23 protein-coding genes are annotated in these 26750 nt (G+C 70.5%); 16 read left to right on the top strand and 7 right to left on the bottom strand.

Annotation, left to right across the window (positions count from 1 at the left end; all coding sequences use genetic code 11):
* The first annotated feature begins 41 nt into the window (after window positions 1-41).
* The 3 genes from LHA35_RS23000 to LHA35_RS22990 all read left to right on the top strand — a co-directional run bounded on the left by LHA35_RS23000 (window position 42) and on the right by LHA35_RS22990 (window position 3313).
* Complete coding sequence (locus LHA35_RS23000) at window positions 42-1400, top strand: formimidoylglutamate deiminase (RefSeq protein ID WP_226612578.1); 1359 nt, start codon at window positions 42-44, stop codon at window positions 1398-1400.
* Window positions 1397-2152: an SDR family NAD(P)-dependent oxidoreductase gene (locus LHA35_RS22995; protein WP_226612576.1), complete on the top strand. Its 756-nt coding sequence runs from the start codon at window positions 1397-1399 to the stop codon at window positions 2150-2152. The genes LHA35_RS23000 and LHA35_RS22995 overlap by 4 nt, the downstream gene beginning before the upstream one ends.
* Before the next feature lie 183 nt (window positions 2153-2335).
* Window positions 2336-3313 carry a TRAP transporter substrate-binding protein gene (locus LHA35_RS22990; protein WP_226612571.1) on the top strand — a complete coding sequence of 326 codons (978 nt, stop codon included), beginning with the start codon at window positions 2336-2338 and terminating at the stop codon, window positions 3311-3313.
* Between the two features lie 79 nt (window positions 3314-3392).
* On the opposite strand, the gene LHA35_RS22985 is transcribed toward LHA35_RS22990, so the two are convergent.
* On the bottom strand, window positions 3393-3893 hold the full coding sequence (locus tag LHA35_RS22985; protein WP_226612568.1) for a hypothetical protein: 501 nt from the start codon (window positions 3891-3893) through the stop codon (window positions 3393-3395).
* A complete protein-coding gene (locus tag LHA35_RS22980) occupies window positions 3893-4408 on the bottom strand; it encodes a hypothetical protein (RefSeq protein ID WP_226612566.1) in 516 nt (171 codons plus the stop codon). Before LHA35_RS22980 ends, LHA35_RS22985 begins: the two co-directional genes overlap by 1 nt.
* Window positions 4409-4825: 417 nt before the next feature.
* Between LHA35_RS22980 and LHA35_RS22975 the strand changes: the two genes are divergently transcribed.
* Entirely contained in the window at window positions 4826-5305 is a 480-nt protein-coding gene (locus LHA35_RS22975) for a CHAP domain-containing protein (protein WP_226612565.1), read from the top strand.
* A gap of 220 nt (window positions 5306-5525) precedes the next feature.
* Here the strand turns inward: LHA35_RS22975 and LHA35_RS22970 are convergent, their stop codons facing one another.
* Entirely contained in the window at window positions 5526-6113 is a 588-nt protein-coding gene (locus LHA35_RS22970) for an OmpA family protein (RefSeq protein ID WP_226612563.1), read from the bottom strand.
* Between the two features lie 181 nt (window positions 6114-6294).
* Here LHA35_RS22970 and LHA35_RS22965 point away from each other — a divergent pair, with 181 nt between their 5' ends.
* On the top strand, window positions 6295-7731 hold the full coding sequence (locus LHA35_RS22965) for an NADP-dependent isocitrate dehydrogenase (protein WP_226612561.1): 1437 nt from the start codon (window positions 6295-6297) through the stop codon (window positions 7729-7731).
* A gap of 43 nt (window positions 7732-7774) precedes the next feature.
* On the opposite strand, the gene LHA35_RS22960 is transcribed toward LHA35_RS22965, so the two are convergent.
* Window positions 7775-9028, bottom strand: coding sequence for an ABC transporter substrate-binding protein (locus tag LHA35_RS22960; protein WP_226612557.1), 1254 nt, complete (start codon window positions 9026-9028; stop codon window positions 7775-7777).
* Window positions 9029-9242: 214 nt separating this feature from the next.
* Here LHA35_RS22960 and LHA35_RS22955 point away from each other — a divergent pair, with 214 nt between their 5' ends.
* The 4 genes from LHA35_RS22955 (at window position 9243) to arsC (ending at window position 14631) form a co-directional block, all read left to right on the top strand.
* Window positions 9243-10856 carry an ABC transporter substrate-binding protein gene (locus tag LHA35_RS22955; protein WP_226612555.1) on the top strand — a complete coding sequence of 538 codons (1614 nt, stop codon included), beginning with the start codon at window positions 9243-9245 and terminating at the stop codon, window positions 10854-10856.
* Between the two features lie 35 nt (window positions 10857-10891).
* A complete protein-coding gene (locus LHA35_RS22950; protein WP_226612553.1) occupies window positions 10892-12511 on the top strand; it encodes an ABC transporter substrate-binding protein in 1620 nt (539 codons plus the stop codon).
* A gap of 561 nt (window positions 12512-13072) precedes the next feature.
* Window positions 13073-13858 (top strand): aquaporin Z, encoded by a 786-nt coding sequence (gene aqpZ / locus LHA35_RS22945; protein WP_226612549.1) that lies wholly within the window; start codon window positions 13073-13075, stop codon window positions 13856-13858.
* A gap of 413 nt (window positions 13859-14271) precedes the next feature.
* Window positions 14272-14631: an arsenate reductase (glutaredoxin) gene (arsC, locus tag LHA35_RS22940; RefSeq protein ID WP_226612545.1), complete on the top strand. Its 360-nt coding sequence runs from the start codon at window positions 14272-14274 to the stop codon at window positions 14629-14631.
* 145 nt (window positions 14632-14776) lie between these two features.
* Here the strand turns inward: arsC and LHA35_RS22935 are convergent, their stop codons facing one another.
* Window positions 14777-15124: a Lin0512 family protein gene (locus LHA35_RS22935; RefSeq protein ID WP_226612540.1), complete on the bottom strand. Its 348-nt coding sequence runs from the start codon at window positions 15122-15124 to the stop codon at window positions 14777-14779.
* Window positions 15121-15477 carry a Lin0512 family protein gene (locus LHA35_RS22930; RefSeq protein ID WP_226612536.1) on the bottom strand — a complete coding sequence of 119 codons (357 nt, stop codon included), beginning with the start codon at window positions 15475-15477 and terminating at the stop codon, window positions 15121-15123. The genes LHA35_RS22935 and LHA35_RS22930 overlap by 4 nt, the downstream gene beginning before the upstream one ends.
* A gap of 529 nt (window positions 15478-16006) precedes the next feature.
* Here LHA35_RS22930 and LHA35_RS22925 point away from each other — a divergent pair.
* The 7 genes from LHA35_RS22925 to LHA35_RS22895 are packed head-to-tail and all read left to right on the top strand — an operon-like array spanning window position 16007 to window position 25237.
* The gene (locus LHA35_RS22925; protein WP_226612533.1) at window positions 16007-17569 is read left to right on the top strand and encodes an ABC transporter substrate-binding protein; all 1563 of its coding nucleotides are present in this window, start codon (window positions 16007-16009) and stop codon (window positions 17567-17569) included.
* 7 nt (window positions 17570-17576) lie between these two features.
* Window positions 17577-18590, top strand: coding sequence for an ABC transporter permease (locus LHA35_RS22920; protein ID WP_226612531.1), 1014 nt, complete (start codon window positions 17577-17579; stop codon window positions 18588-18590).
* The gene (locus tag LHA35_RS22915) at window positions 18587-19426 is read left to right on the top strand and encodes an ABC transporter permease (protein WP_226612528.1); all 840 of its coding nucleotides are present in this window, start codon (window positions 18587-18589) and stop codon (window positions 19424-19426) included. Before LHA35_RS22920 ends, LHA35_RS22915 begins: the two co-directional genes overlap by 4 nt.
* Window positions 19423-20391, top strand: a complete 969-nt coding sequence (locus LHA35_RS22910) for an ABC transporter ATP-binding protein (RefSeq protein WP_226612525.1) — start codon at window positions 19423-19425, stop codon at window positions 20389-20391. Before LHA35_RS22915 ends, LHA35_RS22910 begins: the two co-directional genes overlap by 4 nt.
* A complete protein-coding gene (locus tag LHA35_RS22905; RefSeq protein ID WP_226612523.1) occupies window positions 20384-21349 on the top strand; it encodes an oligopeptide/dipeptide ABC transporter ATP-binding protein in 966 nt (321 codons plus the stop codon). The genes LHA35_RS22910 and LHA35_RS22905 overlap by 8 nt, the downstream gene beginning before the upstream one ends.
* Window positions 21346-23205: a hydantoinase B/oxoprolinase family protein gene (locus tag LHA35_RS22900; RefSeq protein WP_226612519.1), complete on the top strand. Its 1860-nt coding sequence runs from the start codon at window positions 21346-21348 to the stop codon at window positions 23203-23205. Before LHA35_RS22905 ends, LHA35_RS22900 begins: the two co-directional genes overlap by 4 nt.
* The gene (locus LHA35_RS22895; protein ID WP_226612518.1) at window positions 23192-25237 is read left to right on the top strand and encodes a hydantoinase/oxoprolinase family protein; all 2046 of its coding nucleotides are present in this window, start codon (window positions 23192-23194) and stop codon (window positions 25235-25237) included. The genes LHA35_RS22900 and LHA35_RS22895 overlap by 14 nt, the downstream gene beginning before the upstream one ends.
* A 297-nt stretch (window positions 25238-25534) precedes the next feature.
* On the opposite strand, the gene LHA35_RS22890 is transcribed toward LHA35_RS22895, so the two are convergent.
* Window positions 25535-25918, bottom strand: a complete 384-nt coding sequence (locus tag LHA35_RS22890) for a hypothetical protein (protein WP_226612509.1) — start codon at window positions 25916-25918, stop codon at window positions 25535-25537.
* Window positions 25919-26750 lie beyond the last annotated feature (832 nt).

The raw sequence follows: 26750 nt of genomic DNA, 5'->3' as shown, positions 1-26750 counted from the left end.
CAATCTAGCGCGGCCGGCGCAGCTGCGGGCATCATGGCGCCATGCCTGAATTCCTCGCCCGCGCCGCGCTGCTGCCGGATGGCTGGGCCGCCGATGTCCGCATCGCCGCCGATGCCGCCGGCACCATCACCGCCGTGACGCCGGGCGCCGCGCCCGGTGCCGCCGACCTGCTGCGCGGCGTGGTGATTCCCGGCGTGCCGAACCTGCATTCCCACGCCTTCCAGCGCGCCATGGCCGGCGGCGCCGAGCGCCGCAGCCCCGCCGGCCAGGACAGTTTCTGGACCTGGCGGGAGACCATGTACCGCTTCGTCGGCCTGCTGGGGCCGGAGGAGGCGGAGGCGGTCGCGGCGCAGCTCTACACCGAGCTGCTGGAATGGGGGTTCACGAGCGTCGCCGAATTCCACTACCTGCACCACCAGCCCGACGGGGTGCCCTATGCGCAGCCTGCCGAAATGGCGCTGCGGCACCTGTCGGCGGCGCGGCGGACGGGGATCGGCATCACCCTGCTGCCGAGCCTCTACCGGCATGGCGGCATCTTCGGCCGGGACCCGGCGCCCGGGCAGCGGCGCTTCCTGAACGACCTCGACCCCTGGCTGCGCATCCTCGAGGCCTGCCGCGCCGCGACCGCTGGCGACCCGCAGGCGGCGGTCGGCATGGCGCCGCACAGCCTGCGCGCCGTGACGCCCGCCATGCTGCAGGCGGTCGCTGCGCTGTCCGGCCCCATCCACATCCATGCCGCGGAGCAACTGCGGGAGGTGGAGGAATGCCTCGCCGCCACCGGCGCGCGGCCGGTGCGGTGGCTGCTCGACCATGCCCCGGTGGATGCGCGCTGGTGCCTGATTCATGCGACGCACATGGATGAGGGCGAGGTCGCGGGGCTCGCCGCCAGCGGCGCCGTCGCCGGCCTCTGCCCGACGACCGAAGCCTCGCTCGGCGACGGCATCTTCCCGCTGCGGCCCCATCTCGCCGCCGGCGGGCGCTTCGGCGTGGGGACGGACAGCCATGTCGGCCTCTCCCCGCGCGACGAGCTGCGGCAGCTCGAGACGAGCCAGCGCCTGAGCCTGCGCGAGCGCGCGGTGGCGACCAGCGAGGTCCTGCCGCATCCCGGACGGCTGCTGCTGCAGGCTGCGCTGGCCGGCGGCGCCCAGGCCAGCGGCCGGCCGATCGGCGCCATCGCGCCCGGGATGCGCTGCGACCTGGTGGAGCTGGACGATCACCACCCCTCGCTGATCGGCCGCACCGGGGATAGCCTGCTGGATGCCTGGGTCTTCGCGGGCCAGGCCAATCCCGTCCGCACTGTCATCGCCGGCGGCAAGCGGGTGGTGGAGGGGGGGCGCCATATCGCGCGGCTCGAGACCGCCGACGCCTTTGCCGGCACGATGCGGAGATGGATGGGATGACGGAAGGCCCGCTGCAGGGGAAGATCGCCTACATCACCGGGGGCAGCCGCGGCATCGGCCGAGCCATCGCGCTCGCCTTCGCCGAGGCCGGGGCGGATATCGCCATCTGCCATCTGGGGGATGCGGCGCAGGCCGCGACGCTGGTGCAGGCCGTGACGGCCCGCGGCCGGCGGGGCTTCCAGATGGAGGCCGATGTCGCCTCGCCTGCCGCGCTGCGGGCCTTCGCCGCGGCTGCCGAGGCTGCGCTCGGCCCCTGTGATATCCTGGTGAACAATGCCGGGATCAATATCCGCGGCCCCTTCGAGATGGTCTCCGAGGAGGACTACGACCGGGTCATCGACGTGCATGTGAAGGGCATGTTCTTCATGGCCCAGGCGGTCTATCCGGGCATGGTCGCGCGCGGGCAGGGGCGGATCATCAACATCGCCTCGCAACTCGCCTTCAAGGGCGGGCCGGACATCACGCCCTACTGCACGGCCAAGGCCGGCATCGTCGGCTTCACGCGGAGCCTGGCCTGGGAGGCGGCGCCCAAGGGCATCCAGGTGAACGCCATCGCCCCCGGCCCGGTCGAGACCGACCTGACGCGGGCCCGCGGCCCGGAATGGAAGAAGCGGATGGAGGAGACGATCCTCGCGGGCCGGCTGGGGCGGCCGGAGGAGATCGCCGCCACCGCGCTGCTGCTGGAGGGTCCCGGCGCCGCCTTCTATGTCGGCGCCACGCTCTCGCCGAATGGCGGCGACGTGATGCATTGACCCTCTGCATCTCCGCAACCTGCGCGGCGATGCTCGCCGCGACCGGCCAGCCGGCGGCGGGGCGCCTGGCTGCATCGGGCCGTCTTGGTGGCGGGGTGGATGGCCCGCCGCCGCATGGCCTGCCATACTCCGCGCCTGGGGAAGGACGCCGCCCTCCACGGCCCATGCGATCGGAGGAGCGGTATGCACCGCATCATGTTCCTGGCGCTGGCCGCGATCCTGGCCTTCGCTCTGCCATCCCATGCGCAGACGCGCTGGGTCATGGCCACGCCCTATCCGGAGGGCAACTACCACACCCAGACCATCCGCTTCTTCCTCTCGGAGGTCGAGAAGGCGGCGCCCGGCAAGCTCCAGGTCCAGCTGCATCCCAATGCCAGCCTGCTGCCGCTGCTGCAGATCAAGCGCGCGGTGCAGACCGGCCAGGTGCAGATGGGCGAGATCCTGCTCGGCGCCTATGGCAATGAGGATCCGGTCTTCGAGGTGGATTTCATCCCCTTCCTTGCCTCCACCTACCCGCAGGCGCGGGCGTTGCAGGCGGCGAGCGAGCCGGTGATCCGGGCGCGGCTGGAGCGGCAGGGCATCACCCCGCTCTATTTCGTGCCCTGGCCGAGCCAGGCGCTCTACGGCAAGGGCGAGATCCGCAGCCTGGACGACCTGAAGGGCGCGCGCTTCCGGGCCCAGACCCCGATCATCGCGCGCATGGCGGAGCTGGTGGGGGCGACGCCGGTGCTGGTGCAGGCGGCCGACGTGCCGCAGGCCTTCGCCACCGGCATCGTCAACGCCATGCTGACCAGCGCGCAGACCGGCGCCGACAGCGCCGCCTGGGATTTCGCGCGCTTTGTCTACGATATCGGCTTCACCCTGACCCGCAATTCGGTGCTGGTGAACACCCGCGCCTTCATGGCGCTGGATGATGCCACGCGGAATGCCATCCGCGATGCCGCGGCGAAGGCGATGGAGCGCGGCTGGGAGGCGGCACGGGCCTCGGAGCAGGTGCAGATGGACAGGCTGCGCAGCCATGGCATGCAGGCGCCGGCCCCGAGCCCGGAACTGCTGACGCAGCTTCGCGCCATCGGCGCGAAGCAGGAGGAGGAATGGGCGCAGAAGGCCGGCCCGGAGGGCCGCGCCCTGCTCGAGCGCTATCGCAGCCTGCTGAAGTAGCGAATACCTCATACCGGTCCAGGCCGGGTTCCGGCCTGGCGGATGGGGTCCGGGGAAGGCAGGGCCTTCCCCGGGATGCTCAGCGCCGGCGTGCCGGCGGAGCGGCCGGTGCGGGCGCGGCTGCCGGGGTCGGGGCCGGCGGCGTGTATTGCACGTTCACCGTCACGCGCAGCGCGGGGTTGCCCGGCAGCAGCCGCACGGTGAAGCGGTCCTCGCCGCCGAAGCCCGCATCCGGGATGTAGTCGATACGCGTGCGGTCGCCAACCTTGCGGACATGCACCCGGCCATGCTGCGGCCGGCCGACCAGCAGCCCGGCGTCGTAGGGCTTCGGCCCGGCCTGCGCGACATGGATGCCGCACCAGCCGCCGTCATTCCGGACGACCATGGTCGCCTCGGCCTGCTGGCCCGGCGTCAGCGCCACGTTCGCCGGCACGGTGCAGAGCTGCGCGGCGCCCTGGAGGTCGGCGTGATAGACGCGGGCGCCGGAGGCGACCGGGCGCTGCTCCTGCGCGCAGCCGACCAGGGCGGCGAGCGCCGTGCCGAGGACGAGGCCGCGGCCGAGCATGGCGTGGCGGATCATCAGCGGGCGCTCCGGCGGGCGGCGGGGGTGGCGCGGGCCGGTGCCGCCGCGGGCGAGCCGCTGGGACAGGCGGAGACGCCGGAGGAGAGCAGGTCCTTGGTCGCGGCATAGGCCGGCAGGTCGGTCGGGCCGCTGAGCGACATCACCTCCTCGAACAGGCCGCTGTTGCGCGGGCAGAAATCGCTGCCGAGCGAACGGGCGTTGTTCGAGCGGGCATTGGCCAGCTCGGTGATGAAGATGTCGTTCTGCCGCTGGCCGGCGCGCCCATGCTGGCGGGAGAAATACTGGCCGAGCTCGCGGTTGGTCACGACCAGCGCCTGCTGGTAACGCCGGACGAACTCGTTGTAGCGGTCCTCCGTCGGGCCCTTGCAGGTGGTGGCGACGACCATGAGCTCGGTCTTCAGCGCCTCCACCTCGAAGACGGCCTGGTCCTTTTCATTGGTGCAGCGCTGCGCGGCGAGCGCGGGCTGGGTGAGCAGCGCAGCGGCGGCGGCGAGCGCTGCGATGCGCCGCAAGCGACCCGGGGCCCGCCGGGACTGCGGGGAGTGTCTCGTCATTCCTAAAGCCTTTCCTGGCAGAGGCAGGACGTCCTGGCCGTCTCCGGTCCGGCCCGGTGGCGTCGCCGCCACGGGATCCGGGGCGCTCTTTCAGCACAGCCGAGCGGCGGCGGCGAGCGCTTCGCGACGGGTTCGGCACCGGAAGCCGGCCGGCTGTGACCCGAAACTGGCTTGCCTGGTTGGGCGGACGGGAAGAAGTCAATCTTAACAAAGGTTTAGATAGGGCGGCTGCCAGATTGCCGCAAGCGGAACGGATGGTGGCGGGGCGGGCGGGCGGCGGCGCAGGGGGCGAATCGGCGGAGGCTGCCGCAGCCGGCAGGTACGGTATAGTGACGCGGGCCCCATCGGGGGTGGGGCCGAGGGGGACATCTCGCGATGCGACGGCTGGTGCTTTTGGCGCCGATGCTGCTCATGGCCTGCGGCACGTCCCGCGTGCCGCGGCCGGAGGGGCGGGCGGAGACGCCGGGTGAATGGTCCTGCGTGCCCTATGCGCGTGCCCGTTCCGGCATCGCCCTGCGCGGCGATGCCTGGCAGTGGTGGGAGGCCGCCTCGGGCCGCTATGCCCGCGGCCGGGCGCCACGGGCGGGCAGCGTGCTGGTGCTGATGCGGACCTCGCGCCTGCCGCAGGGCCATGTGGCGGTGGTCTCACGCGTGGTCTCAAGGCGCGAGATCCGGGTGGACCACGCCAATTGGGGATCGGGCCGGGGCAAGGGGCGGGAGGCCCGGGACCAGCCGGTGCTCGACATGTCGCCGGGGAATGACTGGTCGGTGGTGCGGGTCTGGTACCCACGGCTGGGCGATTACGGTGCCAGCACCTGGCCGGCCTATGGCTTCATCCACCCGATGGCTGCCTAGGGCGATCGGCGGCCGGCGGGACCGCGACCAGCCGCAGCCGGTGGCCAGGCGCGCCGGCGCATCTGGCCCCGGCGGTTTCCCGGCCCGCGACGTCACCCGCTGCGGCAGGACGGTGACCGCCTGGAGAGACGAGGTCGTGGACGGCTTCCGCTCCGGGCTGCGCGCGGCGCCTCCGTCCTGCCAGGGCGCCGGACAACTCGCCATCGGCTCCGGCGTGGCTTCAGCGCTCCAGCAGCACCTCGACCCGCCGGTTCTTCTGCCGCCCTTCGGGGTTGTCCCGCCCGTCCTGACTGTTTGGCGCGACCGGCTCGCGCTCCCCGCGGCCTTCGGCCCGCAGTGGCGGCAGTCCGTTGCCGCCATTCGCCCCCAGCCAGCTCCGCACCGCCTCCGCCCGTCGGCGGGAGAGCTGGTCATTGTATTCGTCGCTGCCGACCGAATCGGTGTGGCCGACCACCAACACGGTGCGGGGCCGGCGCTGCCGGATGATGTCGGCCACCCGGCCGAGTGCCTCCGCGGCCTCCGGGCGCAGCTCGGCCTTGTCGAAATCGAAGAGCACGTCGTTCTGCACGGTCAGGCTGGTGCCGCGGGGCGTCTCCTGCTCCACCACCACATTGGCGCCCTGTACATCGAAGGTGCCGCCGCGAGGAACCTCCACGCTGCGGCCATCGGGCATGGTCACGATGGCCCCGCGCGGCTCGGGCGGTGGCTGCTCGATGGTCACGGAGCCGGTCGCCCGCTCCTGCGTTGCGGCGGTGACGGGCAGGAACAGGACGGCCGCACAGAGGGCGATGGGGACAGGCCATGGCATGGGGGTAACCTCCCTTGTGGCATTCCCCAGCCGGAACGCCGTCGCCCTGCACGGGGCGCAGTCCTTCCGCAAGCTGTGAGTTGGATCAATTCGCCACCGCGCGGGATGGACTATATGCCGCAATGCAGCATCATCTCTTGAGGGCAGACCATCCATGGATTCCATTCCAGCGCATGTTCCCGTGCGATCCAAGGTGAAGGTCACCGCCATTCCCGGCGACGGCATCGGGCCGGAGGTGATGCAGGCCACCCAGCAGGTGCTGGCGGCGGCCGGTGCCCAGGTGGAGTGGGAGGAGGCGCTGGCCGGCGCCGAGGCCTTCCGCAAGGGCATTGCCGCCGGCGCGCCGCAGGAGACGCTGGATTCCATCGCCCGCAATGGCGTGGCGCTGAAGGGGCCGCTGGAGACCCCGGTGGGCTATGGCGAGAAGTCGGCCAATGTGACCCTCCGCAAAGTCTTCGAGATGTATGGCAATGTCCGCCCGGTGCGGGAACTGCCCGGCATCCGCACGCCCTTCTCCGGCCGGGGGATCGACTTCGTCGTGGTCCGCGAAAATGTCGAGGATGTCTATGCCGGCATCGAGCACATGCAGACGCCGGGCGTCGCGCAATGCCTGAAGATCATCACCGAGGCCGGCTGCGAGCGCATCGTCCGCCTGGCCGCGGCGGTGGCGGAGGCCGAGGGGCGGAAGAAGGTCACCGTCTCGACCAAGGCCAATATCATGAAGCTCACCGAGGGGATGCTGAAGCGCGTCGGCGAGCAGGTGCTGAAGGACTACCCCTCGCTGACGCATGAGCACATGATCGTCGACAACTGCGCCCATCAGATGGTCATCCGGCCGGAGCAGTTCGATGTCACGGTCATGACCAACATGAATGGCGATATCCTCTCCGACCTCGCGGCCGGCCTGGTCGGGGGCCTGGGCGTCGCACCCTCGGCCAATCTCGGCGACGAGGCGGCGATGTTCGAGGCGGTGCACGGCTCCGCCCCGCAGATCGCCGGCAAGGGCATCGCCAACCCGACGGCGCTGCTCCTCTCCTCGCTCATGATGCTGCGCCATATCGGCGACTTCGCCACCGCCCGGCGGATCGAGCACGCGCTCTATGTGACGCTGGAGGAGGGGAAGGACCTCACCGGCGACATCGCGCGCGACGGGGAAGGGGTGCCGACGGCGGCCTTCGTCGACCGCATCATCGCCAATCTCGGGCGCGAGAGCCTGAACGTGCCGGACCGCGAGTACCGCCCGATCGCGTTGAAGAAGTGGCCGCAGATCACCTGGTACCGGGCGGCCAGCACCCGCGAGCTGGTGGGCGTCGATGTTTTCGTCGAGAGCGAGCGGGACCCGCGCGCCATCAGCATCACGCTGCAGGCGGCGGCCGAGGGCAGCGCCTTCGACCTGACCATGATCGGCAGCCGCGGCGCGCAGGTCTGGCCGGATGTCGGCGGCCACACCTTCCTGGTGGACCATTTCCGCGCCCGGTTCATGTTCCGCGAGCCGCCGAAGGGCAATGGCATCGCGGAGATCACCGACCTGCTGCAGCGGATCGGGCGCCAGCACAACTGGATGCATATCGAGAAGTTGCAGCGCTTCGACGGCGCGGACGCCTACAGCAAGGCGTGAGGCGGGGAGGGGCGGGCACGGCCAGGCCGCGCCCGCCCGCCCTTCACGCCCGCACCATCGGGCAGCCGCCTTCGCTCAGCGGCCGGAAGGCCTGCTCCGCCGGCACGGTGCTCGCCAGGGTGTAGACATCGCCCGGGTATCTGCTTTCGCCCGGGCGCTTCACCTGCAGCAGATAGGAGGGGTGGATCTTCCGCCCGTCCTCCCGGATCACGCCGCCAGCGCCGAAAGCGTCGTCATCCGTCCGCATGCGCTTCATCAGCGCCACCACTTCCCGCCCACTGGCCTTGGCGCGGGCCGGACCCAGTTCTTTCACCGCCTTAAGGTAGTGCGTGATGCCGGAGTAGTTGGCGGCATGCACGTAGTTCGGGAAGACGCCGGCCGGCAGCTTCTGCTGCACCCGCTTCGTGAAGGCGCGGGTGCGGTCGTCGAGGTCCCACCAGAAGGTCTCGGCGATGTACATGCCTTGCATGGTCTCCAGCCCCGCCGCCAGCACCCCGGTGATGGAGCCGATGATGGCGGCGAACTTCATCCCCTGGCCGCCGCGGGAGAGGCCGAATTCCTGCGCCTGCTTCACGCAATTCACCAGGTCGTCACCCGCCATCGCGAGGCCGAGCACCTTGGCGCGGGAGGCGCGCGCCTGCAGCAGGAAGGCGGAGAAATCCGTGGTCTGCGGGAATGGGTAGCGGGAGGCGCCGAGCACCTTGCCGCCCGCGGCCTCGACGAAGCGCGTGGTGTCGCGCTCGATCGCATGGCCGAAGGCGTAGTCGGCGGTGATGAAGTACCAGCTATCCCCGCCCATCCGCGTCAGCGCGGTGCCGGAGGTGTTGGACAGGCACCAGGTGTCGTAGGACCAGTGGATGGAGTTGGGCGTGCAGGCGCGGCCCGTGAGTTCCGAGGTGCCGGCCGAGGCGTTGAGGTGGATTTTGTCCTTCTCGACGCAGACCGGGTTGATGCCGAGCGCGATGGCGCTGTTGCCGACATCCGTCACCACATCCACGCCGCGCTGGTCGAACCACTGCCGCACGGTGTTCACGCCGACATCCGGCTTGTTCTGATGGTCGGCGCTGATGATCTCGACCCGGATACTCGGATTCTGCGCGGTGAACTCCTCGACCGCCTGACGGACGCAGGCGACGGAGGTGGGGCCGGTGACATCGCGATAGGGGCCGGAGAGGTCGGTGAGGATACCGATCCGGATGGTCTCGGCCGCCTGGGCCCGGGCATTGCCGAAGGCCCAGACGGGCGAGAGGGCGGTGGCAACGGTGGCGCCCAGGGCGGCGCGGCGGGTCAGCAGCATGGACGAACTCCCTTGTGGCGGCGCTGAACGGCCGCTCTGCCCGCAAAAGCTAGCAGGCTAACGGAACCAGCCGGAAGCCCTGAGATGCCGGCAGTATGCGCATTTTTTAGGCCGAAAGGGCGCGATTATGGTCAATTAACGGGCTTTTAAGTGATATTGCACAGAACTTCGACAAATCCTAGCCTCTGCTCCGCCGCCTTCCGGAGAGAGGCCCATGCCCGCTTCCCTGCCCCGCCGCTCCCTGCTCGGCGGCTTGGCCGCCACGGCACTGCCCTGGGATCCCGCCCTGGCGCAGGCGGCCGGTGGCACGCTGCGCGTCGGGATGACCGCAAATGCGGTGCCGCTGCCCAATGGCGTGCCCGACCAGGGCGCGGAAGGGCAGCGCTTCATGGGCATCACGCTCTACGACCAGCTCGTGCACTGGGACCTCAGCCGCGCCGACAAGCCGGCCGCGCTCCGGCCGGGCCTGGCCACCGCATGGCGCACCGACCCCGCGGACCCCAGGCGCTGGATCTTCACCCTGCGCCAGGGCGTGCGCTTCCATGACGGCAGGCCCTTCACGGCCGAGGACGTGGTCTTCTCCTTCGACCGCATCCTGAAGCAGGACCATCCGGCCTTCGACCCGCGCGCGGCGGCGCTCGGCCGCTCCCGCCTCTTCACCGTCGCCGGCTACCGGGCGGACGGGCCGCACACCCTCGTCATCGACACCACCCGCGTCGATTCCTGCCTGCCCTACCTGCTGTTCTGGATCGGCATCACCCATCAGGGCGCCTGGGAGGCGGCGGGGCGAAGCTGGGAGACCTACCTGACCCGCGCTGTCGGCACGGGGCCCTGGAAGCTGGAGCAGTTCAGCCTGCGGGAGCGCGCGGTGCTGGTCCGCAACCCGGACTACTGGGAGGCGGCCCGCATCCCGAAGGCGGAGCGCCTGGTCCTGCTGCCGCTGGCGGATGCCAACACGCGCGTCGCCGCGTTGCGGGCCGGCCAGGTCGATTTCATCGAGGCGCCGCCGCCCGATGCCATCCCCGCCCTGCGCAGCGCCGGATTCCGGATCGTCAGCAATGTCTATCCCCATAACTGGATGTGGTGGCTGTCCTACCTGGAGGGCTCGCCCTGGCGCGACCAGCGCATCCGCAAGGCTGCAAACCTCGCGGTGGATCGCGCCGGGCTGAAGGCGCTGCTGGGCGGCATGATGGAGGAGGGCGCCGGCCTCGTGCCGCCCGGGCATCCCTGGTACGGCACGCCCGCCGCGACGCCGCGCTTCGACCGGGAGGCGGCGCGCAGGCTCATGGCCGAGGCCGGCTTCTCTCCGCGCAACCCGCTGCGGACCAAGGTCGCCATCTCGCCCAGCGGCTCCGGCCAGATGCAGCCGCTGCCGATGAATGAGTTCGTCCAGCAATGCCTGAAGGAGGTCGGCTTCGACATCGCCTTCGAGATCGCGGACTGGAACACCCTTTTCACCATGATGCGGGAAGGCGCGATGGCGCCCTCCGCCCGCGGCTGTACCGCCATCAATGCCTCCTGGGCGCCGATGGACCCCTATGCCGCCTTCATCCGGACGCTGCACAGCGACTATGCCGCGCCGGTCGCCTTCAACTGGGGACGGCACAGCGACGCCCGCGCGGATGCGCTGCTGAACCAGGTGCTGGAGGAATTCGACGAGGAGAAGCAGGGCGACCTGCTGCGCGCCCTGCATGCGCATCTCGTCGACCGGGACGCCGCGATCTTCATCGCGCACGACCTCAATCCGCGGGCCATGAGCCCGAAGGTCAAAGGCTTCGTCCAGGCGCAGTCCTGGATGCAGGACCTCACGCCGATCTCGCTCGGCTGAGGGAGGGCAAGCACGATACCGGGGGCTTTCCGACCATGACCATCACCATCGGCCGCCGCAGCCTGCTGGGCGGCCTCGCCGCTGCGGCGGTGCTGCCTTACGACCTGGCCCAGGCCCAGGGCGCTCCCAACACCACGCTTCGCGTCGGCATGACTGCCTCGGCGGTGCCGCTCTCGAACGGCGTCCCGGACCAGGGTGCCGAGGGTCACCGCTTCATGGGCATCACGATCTATGACCAGCTTGCCGGCTGGGACCTGACGAGCTTCGACAAGCCCGTCACGCTCCGCCCCGGCCTCGCCACGTCCTGGAAGGTGGATCCCGCGGATCCCAGGCGCTGGATCATCTCGCTGCGCGAGGGCGTGAAGTTCCATGATGGCAGGATCATGACGGCCGAGGACGTCGTCTTTTCCTATGATCGCGCGCTGAAGAACGACGCGCCGCACTACGATCCGCGCGCCGCGGCCAATGCCCGCATCCGCATGCCGACCGTGGTCGCCTGGCGGGCGGAGGGGCCGCATACCTTCATTATCGAGACCAATCGGGTCGACAGCCTGGTGCCCTTCGGCCTGACCTGGATCGGCATCACCCATCAGGGCGCCTGGGAGGCCGCCGGCCGCAACTGGGACAACTACCTGCCGAAGGCCATCGGCACCGGACCGTGGAAGCTGGAGAGCTTCTCGATCCGGGAGCGCGCGGTGCTGGCCCGGAACCCGGACCACTGGGATGCGACGCGCATCCCGAAGGTGGGCAAGGTCGTGCTGCTGCCGCTGCCGGAGGCGAATACCCGCGTTGCCGCCCTGCGCAGCGGCCAAGTCGATTTCATCGAGGCGCCGCCGCCGGATGCCATCCCAAGCCTGCGCCAAGCCGGCTTCCAGGTCGTCTCCAACACCTATCCCCACAACTGGACTTGGCACCTGAACATGGCGGAGGGCTCGCCCTGGCGCGACATGCGGCTGCGCAAGGCCGCCAACCTGGCCATCGACCGCGCCGGCATGAAGACCATGCTGGGCGGCATGATGGCGGAGGGCGCCGGCCTGCTGCCGCCTGGGCATCCCTGGCATGGCAGCCCGCGGGAGCCGGTGCGCTACGATCCGGCGGCCGCCCGCAGGCTGATGGCGGAGGCCGGCTTCGGCCCGCGCAACCCGCTCAGGACCAAGGTCGCGATCTCGCCCAGCGGCTCCGGCCAGATGCAACCCCTGCCGATGAACGAAGCGGTGCAGCAGAACCTGAAGGAGATCGGCATCGAGGTCAGCTTCGAGGTCATCGAATGGAACGCCCTGCTCGGCATCTGGCGGGAGGGGGCGAAGGCGCCTTCCAACCGCGGCGTCTCCGCCATCAACATCTCCTATGCCGCGCTCGACCCCTTCACGGCCCTGATCCGCTTCCTGAAGTCCGACCTGGTCCCGCCACTGGCGAACAATTGGGGCTACTTCGCCGATGCCGACTACGACGCGCTGATGGCGAAGATCTACGAGACCTTCGATCCCGTGGCCCAGGACAAGCTGCTCGGCGAGTTGCACGCGAAGGTGGTGGACGATGCGCTCTTCCTCTTCATCGCGCAAGACCTGAACCCGCGCGCGATGAGCCGCAACGTCCGCAGCTTCGTCCAGGCGCAGAGCTGGTTCCAGGACCTGACGCCGATCAGCATGAACTGATACCGGCGCATGGATTTGCCCATCATGCCAGGGACCTGAACGGATGGTGCCGCAAGTGCGGCATCGCCAGGACTTGCGGTACGAACAGCCCGGCGTTCGAGGGGCCGCTGATGGGCCACCATCAGCGGCCCTTGGTACGGAGCCGAAGGCGGGCCTGCGGGCGCATGACATCCGCCGGTCCTGCCGGAGAAGGAGGTTCTGCCGGGAACCGGGAGGCAAGACCCTGCTTGGCCGGCCATCGCCAGGCAGGTGGCGATGCCCGGCGGGGCGTGCCGATCGTGGTGGTACCTGGGTGCTGCACGGCCACCCGCGGGTGATGCGGAGCATCCGGCCTCCGGCAGCCAGGCTCCGGATGCCCCGAGGTGCATGATCAGCCTGGCGCCGCCGGCGCGAGGCGGGGGAAATGCCGGATTTGCGGCCCGACCATTCCACGCCAGTTGGGCGGGTTGCCGCGCTGTCGGCATCACCTTTTCCTGAGGACGGGTGACGATCTGTAACACGGCCTACAATAGACAGAGCCTGGGAGGCCGAGGGGGCTGCCCGGAGCGGAGGGTTTGTGTCGTGTCACGCAAACTGGTGGCTGAGTTCTTCGGTACCTTCTGGCTCGTCCTCGGCGGTTGCGGCAGCGCCGTCCTGGCAGCAGCCTTCCCGGAGGTCGGCATCGGCCTGCTCGGCGTCTCGCTCGCCTTCGGCCTCACCGTTCTCACCATGGCCTTTGCCATCGGCCATATCTCCGGCTGTCACCTCAACCCGGCCGTCACCTGCGGCCTGGTCGCGGCCGGCCGCTTCCGGGCGGGCGAGGCGCTGCCCTACATCGCCGCACAGGTCATCGGCGCCTCCGCCGGCGCCTTCCTGCTCTATGCCATCGCCTCCGGCCAACCCGGCTGGGACATCGCCGCGAAGGGTCTCGCCGCGAATGGTTATGGCGAGGCTTCGCCCGGCAAGTTCGGCTTCGCCTCCGGCTTCCTGACCGAGGTCGTGATGACCTTCTTCTTCCTCATGGTCATCCTCGGTGCCACCTCCGCCCGCGCGCCGGCCGGCTTCGCGCCCATCGCCATCGGGCTCTGCCTGACGCTGATCCATCTGATCAGCATTCCGGTCACCAATACCAGCGTGAACCCGGCGCGCAGCACCGGCCCGGCCTTCGTGCTGGGTGGCGTGGCGCTGCAGCAACTCTGGCTGTTCTGGGTGGCGCCGATCATCGGCGGCGTGGTCGGCGGCCTGCTGCATCGCTGGCTCAGCGCCGAGGAAACGGCGGATGCGCTCGACCGCGCCGCGGCGGCGGCCAGCGCCCGGGTGGCCGAGCCGGAGTCGCTGGCCCCCATGCCGGCGCGTGAGCCGCGGTAGCGCGGCTCACGCAGGGGCGCGAACGCCCCGGAGCGGTGTTCCGCTCCACCATCCCTGGCCACCGGCGGATTGGCATTCCGTGATACGCGCCCGGACGATCGGGATCAGGCCGTACACATTCCGATGCGCCGCGCCAGGGGGGGCGCCGCGGCCGGGGCAAGGGTCCGGCCGCGGCGGGAAATGCAGTCCGGTCTCCAGGGCGGCCCCGCCAGGATACGGCCCGGCGGCGCCAAGGGCTCAAATGCCAAAACTGAGCCGCGGTAAGGCGCGTCTCGCGGCTGACTATGGCGCGGTGGGAAGGTGCGGGCTGTGCGCGCGCGCACAACGGCGCCAGGCGGCGCCGCTTCCCGCCTGGCGTGACGCGCCGAGCGGGACGGGGGATGATGGCGGTTCCTGCCCGCGCGGAGTCCGGCATGAGCGATGTCACCATCTGGCACAACCCGTCCTGCGGTACCTCCCGCAAGGTCCTGGCGATGATCCGCGCGGCGGGCGTCGAGCCAAGAATCGTCGAGTATCTGAGGACGCCGCCGGACCGAGCCGCCTTGGCCGCAACCATCGCCGCAGCCGGGCTGACGCCGCGCCAGGTGCTGCGGGCGAAGGAGGCGCGTCATGCGGAGCTGGGCCTGGGCGATCCGGCGCTGCCCCAGGATGCGCTGCTGGAGGCGATGCTGGCGCACCCCATCCTGATCGAGCGCCCTTTCGTCATCGCGCCCGGCGGGACACGGCTATGCCGCCCGGCCGAGCGGGTGAGGGAGATCCTGCCGGGTGCCTGACAGGGCCGGCGCGGCATGCCTTTCCACGGCGGGCAGAGCACCGCGCCGCCCTGCCGGAGGTGCAGCGCCAAGCCCTCTGGACACCGCGCAGCGCTGCCCCGGCAGCGCCGCGCCACGGCGACGGATATGACGCCGCGTGGGGGCATCACGCCGGCAAGGGCAGGCTGACCGCAATCGCCGCGCTGGCGATCACCGCCGGATCCTCCCTCTCCGGATCCGGTATGTCGAGCCCGCCCCGCACCACCCTCACGGTCACCTGTCCATGCGGCAGGGAGGCACGGACTCGCTCCGCATCCAACCTTTCGGGTTGCTGCACGCCGATGGTCACCTCCACGATCATGCTCTCCGGGTCGATCCTGAGTGCCCGCAGCATGGCGAGGGAGGAGTGATGCAGCGCGTCCTGCACCGCGCGCAAGGCCGCCTTGGTGTAGTCTCCGCCATGCAGGTCGTTGCCGGTGCCCATCTCCAGAATCACGCGGCGGGGAATGGTCATGCCGCGCCTCCCTCCGGCAGGTCGAGAAAGACCTCCGCCGCCGCCTGGGCGAGCAGCGTCACGCCGCGGCCATCCTCGGTCGGGATCATCAGACCGCCTTCCACCACCTCCACCGTCCCTGTGCCGTGCGGCAGCACGGCCAGGACCGCATCGCGGTCCACCTGCTCCGGGCGAGGGACGCCGATGGTGACCTTCACCTGCATGGAATCGGCATCAAGGCCGAGGGCATGGGTGATGGTGAGGGAGTTGTGCCAAAGCGCATCGCGCAATGCGCGCACTGCGGCCTTGGTCGGCTCGCCTCCGCGGATATCGGTGCCCATGCCGATCTGCAGCACCATGCGCTTCAGCGCCATGCCTGTCTCCTGGCCTTCCCCGGCGGAGTGTCCCGCGCCGGCGCGCTGCGGGCAATGCCCCAGGGCCTGGGGCAGGGCCGGTACTGCACCGGCATCCGGTGCCCCGGCAAGGGGTGACGATCAGCGCTGGCCAGCCGGTGCGGGCCGGGCGCGTCCCGCGCGTCCTCGTCCGGCGCAGCCGCTTCGGCTCTGGCGGATTCAGCGCCGATGCTGGCTCATCCTGGGCGGCTCTGCGGGATCGTGACGGATGTCTGCCGGTCCTATGAGAACCGCAGCCTTCAGGTCCTGACGGGGCCGCCTCCGCCCGCCGCGTCGCGGGGAGCGGACGCGGTGACGGGTCACGCGCCCATCACGGTGGCGCTGTCGCTGCGTGGAGGGTTGCGCGCCGGGTGGGCGATAACGCGACCATCTGCCGATGCCGCGGGCAGAGTTGGCCCGTCCTGCGCTGGAAAGCTGTGCTGCGGGCCTTGCATGCCTCCCGGGAGGCAGCTTCACTTCCCCCACCGGACCATGCACGGGGGATCCGACCATGCGCCTGCGCGCTGCGTTGCTCGCCGCCCTACTGTTCGCGACCCCCGCCGCGGCGCAGCAGCGCCCGCTGGTCTGGGGCGATACCTTGCCCGCCACGCTCGATCCTCATGCGGTCTTCGACGTGCCGAGCCAGTTCATCCTGTTGAACATCTATGACGGGCTTTACCGTTACCAGGGCAACCCGCCGCAACTGATTCCCTGGCTGGCGGAGAGGCACAGCGTCTCCGAGGATGGGCTGACTTGGGAAATCACTCTGCGGGATGGCGTGAATTTCCACGACGGCAGCCCGATGACGGCGGAGGATGTGGTCTATTCCTTCCGCCGGCTGCTGGCGATGAACCGCGCGCCCGCGGCTGCCTTCACCCCGGTGCTGAAGGCAGAGAATGTGAGCGCGCCGGATGCGCGAACGGTGCGCTTCGTGCTGTCCACGCCCTATGCGCCCTTCCTTGCCGCCATGCCACTGGTCGCCATCGTCAATCCGCGCGTGCTGACGGCGAATGAAAAGGACAGCGACCGCGGCGCGGAGTGGCTGGCGGCGAACAGCGCAGGCTCGGGCGCCTACCGGATGGATTCCGCCACCTACCGGCCGCGCACCGCGCTGGATCTGGTGCGCTTCCCGGAGCATTTCCGCGGTTGGGCAGACAATCCGAAGCCGATCGACCAGGTCCGCAGCCGGCCGGTGATGGAAACCAGCACCCGGGTGCTGGCCCTGCTGCGCGGCGAGATCGATGCGACCGACAGCTACCTGCCGACGGACCAGGTGGAGCGGGTGGAGCGCAATGCCCGCACCCGTGTGGCGAAGGACGAGTCCATGCGCGTCTTCATCCTGCGCATGAACAACCGGAAGCCGCCTTTCGACAACAAGGACGCGCGGCTCTGCTTCGCGCATGCCTTCAACTACCCAGGCTTCAACGAGATCATCCTGAAGGGGCTGGTCATCCGCAATCCGGGCCCGAACCCGAACAACCTCTGGGGCAACCCGGAGGGTATGGCGCCCTATTCCTTCGATCTCGCCAAGGCCAGGGAGCATTGCGACAAGGCCCGCGCCGCCGGCGCGCCCCTTGGCCGGGAGATTGAGATCCATGTCCAGTCGGAACTCGAGCAGACCGTGCAGGCGGCGCAGATGTTCCAGGCCGATCTGCGCCGGGTTGGCGTCAGTCTCAAGATCGTGCCGAGCACCTGGCCGAACATCACCGGTTCGACCGGCCGGCCGGAGACGACACCCGATATGTGGGTGCACTGGGTCAGCGCCTATTTCATCGACCCGGAGAACTGGATCGGCCAGATGTATGACAGCCGCTTCCACGGCACATGGAAGGCCAGCAGCTGGTACCAGAACCAGCAGGTGGATGCGCTGCTGGCCAAGGCGCGCACCAGCCTGGACCAGTCGGAGCGCGCGCGGCTCTATGCCGAGGCGACGAAGCTGGTGGTGGCCGACAGCCCGGATATCTGGGTGTACAACACGGTCAACCTGCGCGGCCTGACACGGCGGGTGCAGGGCTACAGCTTCTCGCCCGTCGGTTCGGGCGGCGAGTTGCGGACCCTGTCGCTGGCCGACTGAGCGCAGGGTGGCACGCTATATCCTGCGCCGGATCCTGCTGGCGCTTCCCGCGCTGTTCGGCCTGGTGCTGCTGACCTTCGTGCTGACGCGGGTGATCCCGGCGGACCCGGCGGCGACGCTGGCGGGCGATGCCGCGACGCCGGCACAGCTGGCGGAGATCCGGGCGCGCTATGGGCTCGACCGGCCGCTCTGGGAGCAGGCGGTCACCCATATGCGGCAGGTGCTGTCGGGGGATCTCGGCAGTTCCATCTTCTCGGGCCGGCCGGTGATGGAAGAGATCGTCTTCCGGCTGCCAGCAACCCTGGAACTGACCTTCGTCGCCCTCCTGCTGGCGACCGGGCTCGGCGTTCCGCTCGGGCTGCTGGCGGCGCTGAACCACAATGGGCCGATCGATCATCTGGCGCGGCTGATCAGCGTCGGCGGGCTCGCTATCGCATCCTTCTGGCTGGCCATCATGCTGCAACTGATCTTCGCCATGGATCTGGACGTGCTGCCGCTGCGCGGGCGAATCGATGTCGCGCTCGGCGCGCCGCCGACCGTCACGGGATTCTTCCTGGTGGACAGCCTGCTTGCCGGGCGGCTCGACCTCCTTGTCGACACTCTCAGGCACCTCGCCCTGCCGGCCGTCACGCTGTGCCTGCCGGGCCTGGCCAGCATTGCGCGCTTCACCCGCTCCGGCGTGCTGGAGACGCTGCAGAAGGATTTCGTGCTCTATGCGCAGGCCGCCGGCTATGGCCGCGTCCGGCTCGCGGCGATCTATGTCCTGCGTAATGCCGTGACCGTCACCGTCGCGCAGATCGGCCTGCTCTTCGGCGCGCTGATCTCGGGCGCGGTGGCGGTGGAGGCGATCTTCGACTGGCCGGGCCTCGGCACCTATGCGGTGCAGGCGATCCTTTCCGCCGATTACAAGGCACTGCTGGCCGTGACGCTGGTGGTCGGGGTGGTCTATGCGGTGGTGAATGTCCTGGTCGATGTCGCACAGGCGCTGATCGACCCGCGCGTGGCGGAACAGGTGAAGTGACCGCGCTCCGCCACCTCCTGCGGGACCCGGTCGCGGCGCTTGGCCTGGCGCTCGTGCTGTTTGCCATTGTCGTCGCGCTCTTCGCGCCCTGGCTCGCTCCCTATCCGGAGGATGCCTTCGAAAGCCGCCTCCTGCAGCGCCTGAAGCCACCCTCGGCCGAGTTTCCCTTCGGCACCGACAATCTCGGGCGGGACATCCTTTCCCGCGTGATCCTCGGCACCCGCAGCGCGGTGGTGGTCGCCGTCTCGGTGGTTCTCGCCGCCATGCTGATCGGCGTTCCGGTTGGCCTCTGGGCCGGCTGGCGGGAGGGTTGGGTCTCCGAGACTCTGATGCGCGTGACGGATGTCTTCCTCGCCGTCCCGCAGCTCATCCTGGCGCTTGCGCTGGGGCAGCTGATGGCGCCCGGCCTCACCACTGCCATGGTGGCGCTGGCGCTGACCTACTGGCCCTTCTTCGCCCGCACCGTTCATGCCGAGACGCGGCGGCTGCGTGGCGCGCTGTTCGTCGACGCGCTGGCCGGCATCGGCGCCTCCACGCCGCGAATCCTGCTGTTGCATGTGCTGCCGAATGCGGCGCCGGCCATCCTGGTGCGCGCCACCATCGGCATGGGCTTCACCATCCTAACCGCCGCGATCCTCGGCTTCCTCGGCGTCGGCGCCGCGCCGCCCAGCCCCGACTGGGGCCTTGCCGTCGCGGAGGCACGGCAGCACCTGCCCGAGGCCTGGTGGTTTCCGACCTTCCCCGGCCTCGCCATCCTGCTGCTGGTGCTGGGCTTCAACCTGCTCGGCGACGGATTGCGCGATGTCGCCGATCCGCGGCTGCGGCGAGGCCGATGAAGCCCATGCTCTCGGTCGAGGGCCTCTCCGTGCGGATCGGCACGGGCCGCGGCCAGGCACGGATCCTGGACGAGGTGACGCTGTCGGTGCCGCGCGGCGGCACGCTCGGGGTGGTGGGGGAGAGCGGCTGCGGGAAGTCCACCCTGCTGCGCGCCATCCTCGGTATCCTGCCGCGCGGCACGCAGGTTCCGGCCGGCGCCATCCTGTTCGAGGGCAGGGACATCCTCGCGGACCGTGCCGCCTCCGCCCGCGGGCGGATCGGCTTCATCCCCCAGGACCCGTACCTCTCGCTGAACCCTGTCTTCACGGCCGGCGCGCAGATCCTGGAGGCAATGCGCCACCACGCGCCCGGCACGCGGCGGGACCACAAGGCGAAGCTGGCCGAGCTGTTCCGGGCGGTGCAACTTCCCGATCCCGAGGCGGCGCTCGACAAGTATCCGCACGAGTTCAGCGGGGGGCAGCGCCAGCGGCTGCTGATCGCCGCGGCGCTGGCCTGCGACCCGGCGTTGGTGGTGGCGGATGAGCCGACCACCGCCCTCGATGTCACCACCCAGCGGGAGATCCTTGCGCTGCTTCGCCAGCTCACCGCCGCGCGCGGCCTGTCGCTGCTCTTCGTCACCCACGATTTCGGCGTGCTCGCCGCGGTCTGCGAGCGGGTGGCGGTGCTCTATGCCGGGCGGGTGGCGGAGACGGGGCTGACCCGCGCCGTGCTGGACGACCCGCGGCATCCCTATACGCGGATGCTGCTGGGCTGCCATCCGGACCGCGCCGTGGACCTCACCGGCATTCCGGGCACCGTCCCGGCCGCCACGGCGCAGCCGGCCGGCTGCCGCTTCCATCCGCGCTGCCCGCTCGTCCAGCCCGGCTGCGCACGGGAGGTGCCGCCGATGCTGCCGCTGGCGGAAGGTCATGCCGTGGCCTGCCCCTTCCATGCCTTGCCCCTGCCGGAGCCGGCCCTTGCCTGAGATCCTCGGTGCTGCCGGCCTGACCGTCGAACTCGGCGCGCGGCGCCGCCTGTTCGGCACCCGCCCGGGCGTCCGCGCGGTGGATGGTGTCGACCTCTCGGTGGCGGCGGGCGAGACCTTTGGCATCGTCGGCGAGTCCGGCTGCGGCAAGACGACGCTGGCTCGTACGCTGCTCGGCCTGCAGCGGGAGGCCTCGGGGGAGATCCGGCTGGGGGGGCTGGTCGTCTCCGGCCAGGACTCTGCCACGGCCCGCCGCCAGCGCGCGGCGGTGCAGTATGTCCATCAGGATCCCGGCGCCGCGCTCGATCCCTGGTGGCAGGTGGGCGCCGCCCTGGCCGAAGGCCTCGCGATCCATGGCGTCACCGACCGCGCCGAGCAGCGCATCCGCATCGCCGAGATGCTGGTCGCCGTCGGGCTCGACCCGGCCCTGGCGAATCGCTATCCGCATGAACTCTCGGGCGGGCAGCAGCGCCGCATCGGTCTCGCCCGCATCCTGCTGCTACGGCCGAAAGTGGTGATCCTGGATGAGCCGACCGCCGGCCTCGACCTCTCAGTGCAGGCGGCGGTGCTGCGGCTGCTGCGCGAACTCCGCGATCGCTTCGGCCTGACCTATCTCTTCATCAGCCACGACCTCTCGGTGGTCCGCAGGGTCTGCGACCGGGTCGCGGTGATGTATCTCGGCCGGGTGGTGGAGCAGGGCAGGGCGGAGACACTCTTCGCCGCGCCGCAACACCCCTACACCCGTGCGCTGCTCGCCGCGGCGCCCCGCCTCGATGGCGCGGCGGCGGGCCCCTCATTGCCCGGCGACCCGCCCAGCCTGCGCGCCATCCCCGCGGGCTGCCGCTTCCATCCGCGCTGCGCCCAGGCCGATGCCGGCTGTGCCAGGCTGGAGCCGGCGCTGGTGGAGACGAGCCCCGGTCACCTCACCGCCTGCCACCATGCCCGGAGGGCCGCATGACCCCCTGCGATCCGGTCACGCTCGAGATCATCCGCGGCGCCGCGCGCGCCGCCCAGGCGGAGATGGAGGCGCTGCTGGAGCGCACCGCCATGTCCGCCTTCATCCGCGAGAAGAAGGATTTCTACACCGCCATCTTCGATGCGGAAGGCGCCATGGCCGTGGGGTCCGATCTGCCGATCTTCGGCGATATCGTCGGGCCCGTGCTGCAACGCTATCCGCTGGACGACATGCGGCCGGGCGACCTCTACTGGTACAATGACTGCTACGGCTCGCGCGGCGCCGTCTCCCATTCCAACGACCAGGTCTTCCTGGTGCCGGTCTTCCTCGGCGGGACCGCGTCCGATGACGGGGGGGCGCAGGGGCATCCGGCCACACCCGGTATCACGGGTGCCGCGGGGCGCGGATGCCTGGACCGGCCGCGCCGGGGACCCGTGCGCATCGGCTTTGTCATGGGCTGGGCGCATTTCTCCGATATCGGCGGGCTGCGGCCCGGCTCGCTCAGTCCCGAGGCGACCGACCATTTCCAGGAAGGCATCATCATCCCGCCCGTGCGCCTCCAGCGCGATGGCAGGACCAATGAGGACCTGCTGCGCACCTTCTGGCGCAACAGCCGCTTCCCGACCCAGTCGGAGGGGGATACACGGGCATTGATGGCCGCCGTCCGGCTCGGCGAGGCGCGGCTGGCGGAGATCGCCGCCCGCTTCGGCGCCGAGGTGCTGGCCGATGCCTTCGCGCAGCTTCTGGCCCGCACCGAGTCGATCGTCCGCGCCAAGCTGAAGGCGACCTTCCCGGTCGGCACGACGCGCTTTGCGGATGCAATCGACAGCGATGGCCAGGGCAATGGTCCCTTCGTGCTGCGCCTTGCCCTGACCCGCACGGAGGAGGGGCGCTTCATCCTGGATGCGACGGAGACCGACGATCAGGCGCCGGGCCCGGTGAACCTGCTGATGCATCCGGACGTGCCCGGCATGGCGCTCGGCCTCTATTTCCTGCAGGGCGAGGCCGGCCAGGTGCTGAATGCCGGCGGCCCGCGCGCCATCGACGAGGTGCGGCTGCGTGAGGGCTCGCTGCTCTGGCCGCGCTCGCCGGGGCCGCTCGGCCTGCGCGGCCTGACCATGATGCGCCTGCTGGCGGCGCTGCACGGCCTCGTCGCGGTTGCGCGGCATGGGGAGGCACCGGCGTCGCATTCCGCCTATGTCATCCTCGCCCTGCGCGGTGAGCACCAGGGCAGGCGCTTCCTCATGACCGACGGCGTCGCGGTTGGCTACGGCGCGCGGCCATTCGCCGATGGCGTGGACGCGGTCTATTTCGTCGCGCAGGAGAACTACCCGGTCGAGTTCATGGAACTCAGCTATCCGGTCCGGCTGCGTGCCTACGGCATCCAGCGCGACAGCGGCGGCGCCGGCCGCTGGCGCGGTGGCTGCGGCGTGGTCCGGGAATATGAAGTGCTGGCCGACACCGCGCAGGTCGCGGTGCGCATCGACAGCGTGCGGAACCCACCCTGGGGCGTGGCCGGTGGACTGAATGGCGGCAGCGGCCGCGCGGTGGTCAATCCCGGCACGCCGCAGGAACGCGTGCTGCCGGCGCTTTCGGACGGTACCGTGCTGAGGCGCGGCGACGTGCTGCGGCTGGAGACCGGCGGCGGGGGAGGGTGGGGGCATCCCTTCGACCGCCCCGCCGAGGAGGTGCTGGCCGATGTGCTCGGCGGCTTCGTCAGCCCGGAGGCCGCCGCGCGCGATTACGGCTTGGCGATCCAGGATGGCGCGGTGGACGCGGCACACACCGCGGCGTTGCGGGCTGCTCGCGGCGAGGCGAAGCTGTTCCACCGCAGGGGCTATACCGATGCCGTCGTCTGACCTGCTGGTCGCTGTCGATATCGGCGGCACCTTCACCGACATCACCCTGCAGGATGCCGCGACCGGCGAGGCCTGGACGGCCAAGACCCCCTCGACGCCGCGCGATCCCTCGGAGGCCTTCCTCGCCGGCCTCGGCCTCGCCCTGCAGGCGGCGGGGCGGCGGGCGGCCGAGATCGGCCGCGTCCTGCACGGCACCACGGTTGCCACCAACCTGATCCTGGAAGGCAAGACCGCGCCGACCGCGCTCCTCACGACACAGGGCTTTCGCCATGTCCTGGAGATCGGCCGGGCCGACCTGCCACGGCGGGACAATCTCTGGTCCTGGCGGAAGCCGAGGCGCCCGGTACCGCCGAGCCTGGTCTTCGAGATCCCCGGCCGCATGGCCGCGGACGGGACCGAATTGCAGCCCCTCGACGAGGCGGCGGTGCGCGAGGCGGTGCATGCGGCCCGCGCAGCCGGTGCCCGCGCCCTCGCCCTCTGCCTCCTGCACAGCTTCGCCAACCCGGCGCATGAGCACCGTGCCCTGGCAATCCTGCGGGAGGAGGCGCCCGACCTCGCCGCCACCGCCTCCTCGGATGTTTTGCCGGTAGTGCGCGAATACGAGCGCAGCATGGCGACCGCGCTGAATGCCGGGGTGATGCCCGCCGTCGCCACCTATGTCGAGCGGCTGGAGGCGCGGCTCGCTGCCGGCGGGGTCCAGGCGCCGCTGCTGCTGATGAAATCCAATGGCGGCGTCGCCGGCGCCGCCGATATCCGCCGCGCCCCGGTGCAGACCGCGCTCTCCGGCCCCGCGGCCGGCGTGGTCGGTGCCGCCGCCATGGCGATGGCGGCCGGCGTCCCGCAGATCATCACCGTCGATATCGGCGGCACCAGCGCGGATATCTGCCTGATCCGCGACGGCAAGGTCGGTCTCACCCAGACCGGCCGCATCGGCCCCTGGCCCCTGCCGCTGCCGATGGTGGACATGGTCACCATCGGCGCCGGCGGCGGCTCGCTCGCACGGGTCTCGGGCGGTGCCCTGACCGTCGGGCCGGAGAGTGCGGGCGCCGATCCCGGCCCCGCCTGCTACGGCCGCGGCGGCGATCGCCCGACCGTCACCGATGCCCATCTCGTGCTCGGGCACCTGCCACCCGCCCTGCTCGGCGGCTGCATGGCACTTGATCCGAGGCGGGCCGAAGCCGCGATCCACCGCCATGTCGCGGAGCCGTTCGGTCTGCCGGTCGAGGCGGCGGCGCGCGGCATCCTGGCGATTGCCGACAACGCCATGGTCGGTGCCATCCGCCTGGTCTCGGTCGAGCGCGGCCACGACCCACGCGGCTTCGCCCTCGTGCCCTTCGGCGGCGCCGGTCCGCTGCATGGGGCCGCGCTGGCCAGGCTTCTCGGCATGACGCGCGTGCTGGTGCCGCCGACGCCAGGCGTGCTCTGCGCCCAGGGTCTGCTGGCGGCCGACCTGAAGGCGGAGTTCAGCCGCAGCGTTGCATGGCCCCTCGCGCGGGCCGAGCCGGTCCGGCTGGAAGCCGCCTTCCGCAGCCTGATGGCCGAGGCAGCGACCTGGTTCGAGCGCGAGGCCGTCGCGGCCGCGGACCGCAGCACGCGGCGCGTCGCGCTCATGCGCTACGAGGAACAGGGCTTCGAACTTGCCGTGCCCTGGCCGGCGGCGGAGGACCCGCGCCCGGCCCTCGCCGAAGGCTTCGCCGCCGCGCATCGCGCGCTCTACGGCTTCGACCTGCCCGGAGTGGCCATCGAGATTGTCACCCTGCGGCTGGAGGCCGCGGGTCGCCTCCCGGCCCCCGCCATGCCGGTGCCCTGCGGCGGCGGCGCCGAGGATGCCGTCATCGGCCAGCAGGCCCTGCGCCTTGTCTCTGGCACCGTCCACGCGCCGATCCTGGATCGCGCGCGGCTGGGGCCGGGCGCGGCTTTCGCTGGTCCCGCGATCCTGGTGCAGCTTGACGCCACCACCCTGGTTCCGCCCGGATGGCAGGCGCAGGTCCATCCGACCGGTGCGCTGCTGCTGGATGCTGCGACGCGCTGAAGAGCTGGTGCCCTGCCGGGGACTGCCGCCGCGTTCAGCAGGAAGCGACGGGATCGGCGATCCGCCCGAGCCATGGCTTGTGGCCCGGGAGGAGCGCTGCGAACCGTGCCGCCTGCTGTGCCTCGCCCCGCTGCAGCTTCGGCACTTCTCTTCGTTTGATCCTGGGCCGGGAGCGTCCGCCCCGCCGGTTCGCCGGGCGAGGGCAGGGGGCGCCGCTTGGTCAGGGGCGCGCGGAAGCCCGGAGTACCGGCGGCGCAGATAAGCGGCAGTCGGTGACGGGAAGAGGAGGCGGTGGCCTCACCCGTACTGCGCTGCCCATGGCGGTTCCGGCGCATCCCAGGCGAGCATGGCGCTGCGGGCCTCCCGGGCCGTGTCCGCGGCGGCCATCGCCTGGGCGAAGAGGGCAAGCACATGGGTGGCCTGTCCGGTCGCGCGCTCCGCCTCTCCCGGATCCGCAGGCAGGGCGAACCGGCGTGCATAGGCAGTCCAGACCGGCCCGCCATGCCGGCGGATCTCAACGGTCTGTCGGAGTTGCGCGCCATCCCGGCATTGCCGCTGCTCGACCCGGCCGCCCGGTATGGTGGCGACCGCGATGGCCGGGGCTTCGGACATCGCCCGTTCGGCAGCGATGTCGTCGTCCCATGGGGTGTCGATGCACCCGATCACGCCGAGTCTGTCCATGTCGTTCTGCCGAATCCTGACCCGTCGCCTCTCCGCGCCGCGCCTCCGCGCATCGGGGCGGGGAGGAGTCGGCACGGCCGCTGACGAAACCCTGGGTAGCTGGCAATCATGGCCATGGCGGGGCGGGGTTGTGGCGCCGCGGCGCCGCAAAGAAGCTCTTGGAGCCATCCGGCCGGAGCCGGCATCGACCAGTCAAGCCGTGCCGGTCGGGATGTCCGGCGCGGACTCCAATCCGCAGGTGGGCAAGACGGTGGCGCTCAGCCTGCCGAGCCTTCCACGAAAGCAGCACTCTCCGGCACGAGATCACAATTTCGCGAGCAACCATGGATGTGTTAGCAACCATAAGTTGTGATCTGTCGAGAAATTTCAGCAGCAAGGGAGGATGGTCGTCGCGCAAACCGCGCTGGAAGCGGGATTTGATCGATTCAGTGTGAATTCGAACCAATAGAGCTGTGCGCCGGACGGATCGCGCCGCGCCTCAAATTTGCGTTTGTCGCGACACATCCGCCGCCGGCCGCAACGGCGACCGGTGCTGTCACAAAAACCAAATGCGAGAAAATCTTGCCTTGGCATTTACATTACGCGATTGTGCGGTGCACCCGAACGGCACGAGCAACGCCTTCGGAACGATCATCATCGCCTCAGCATTCGTCGACAGGGCCGAGCATGTCAGACACCTACCTTCCACGTCAGGCATCGGCATCCGGGCGGAATGTTGATTGCCACTGAGAGCTGACCCGGGATTGCCATGAGGATTTGACCCGGGTTGTGGCTGGAAGTTCGGGGTTTTCGGCTTCTGTCAGGTGGGTTGTGGCCTCCTTTCGTGCTTGGC

This window comes from Roseicella aerolata (assembly GCF_020523605.1).
Lineage (GTDB): Bacteria > Pseudomonadota > Alphaproteobacteria > Acetobacterales > Acetobacteraceae > Paracraurococcus > Paracraurococcus aerolatus.
The sequence above is the reverse complement of the archived record's forward strand: the minus strand, read 5'-3'. Positions and strand labels throughout refer to the sequence as shown.

Coding starts and splice junctions, on each gene's coding strand:
- LHA35_RS22975 (WP_226612565.1), top strand. CDS start 4,826: ATGCGACGGCTGGTGCTTTTGGCGCCGATGCTGCTCATGGCCTGCGGC.
- LHA35_RS22960 (WP_226612557.1), bottom strand. CDS start 9,028: ATGCTGCTGACCCGCCGCGCCGCCCTGGGCGCCACCGTTGCCACCGCC.
- LHA35_RS22930 (WP_226612536.1), bottom strand. CDS start 15,477: ATGGCGCTGAAGCGCATGGTGCTGCAGATCGGCATGGGCACCGATATC.
- LHA35_RS22990 (WP_226612571.1), top strand. CDS start 2,336: ATGCACCGCATCATGTTCCTGGCGCTGGCCGCGATCCTGGCCTTCGCT.
- LHA35_RS22950 (WP_226612553.1), top strand. CDS start 10,892: ATGACCATCACCATCGGCCGCCGCAGCCTGCTGGGCGGCCTCGCCGCT.
- arsC (WP_226612545.1), top strand. CDS start 14,272: ATGAGCGATGTCACCATCTGGCACAACCCGTCCTGCGGTACCTCCCGC.
- LHA35_RS22995 (WP_226612576.1), top strand. CDS start 1,397: ATGACGGAAGGCCCGCTGCAGGGGAAGATCGCCTACATCACCGGGGGC.
- LHA35_RS22935 (WP_226612540.1), bottom strand. CDS start 15,124: ATGACCATTCCCCGCCGCGTGATTCTGGAGATGGGCACCGGCAACGAC.
- LHA35_RS22955 (WP_226612555.1), top strand. CDS start 9,243: ATGCCCGCTTCCCTGCCCCGCCGCTCCCTGCTCGGCGGCTTGGCCGCC.
- LHA35_RS23000 (WP_226612578.1), top strand. CDS start 42: ATGCCTGAATTCCTCGCCCGCGCCGCGCTGCTGCCGGATGGCTGGGCC.
- LHA35_RS22970 (WP_226612563.1), bottom strand. CDS start 6,113: ATGCCATGGCCTGTCCCCATCGCCCTCTGTGCGGCCGTCCTGTTCCTG.
- LHA35_RS22895 (WP_226612518.1), top strand. CDS start 23,192: ATGCCGTCGTCTGACCTGCTGGTCGCTGTCGATATCGGCGGCACCTTC.
- LHA35_RS22985 (WP_226612568.1), bottom strand. CDS start 3,893: ATGATCCGCCACGCCATGCTCGGCCGCGGCCTCGTCCTCGGCACGGCG.
- LHA35_RS22900 (WP_226612519.1), top strand. CDS start 21,346: ATGACCCCCTGCGATCCGGTCACGCTCGAGATCATCCGCGGCGCCGCG.
- LHA35_RS22910 (WP_226612525.1), top strand. CDS start 19,423: ATGAAGCCCATGCTCTCGGTCGAGGGCCTCTCCGTGCGGATCGGCACG.
- LHA35_RS22925 (WP_226612533.1), top strand. CDS start 16,007: ATGCGCCTGCGCGCTGCGTTGCTCGCCGCCCTACTGTTCGCGACCCCC.
- LHA35_RS22890 (WP_226612509.1), bottom strand. CDS start 25,918: ATGGACAGACTCGGCGTGATCGGGTGCATCGACACCCCATGGGACGAC.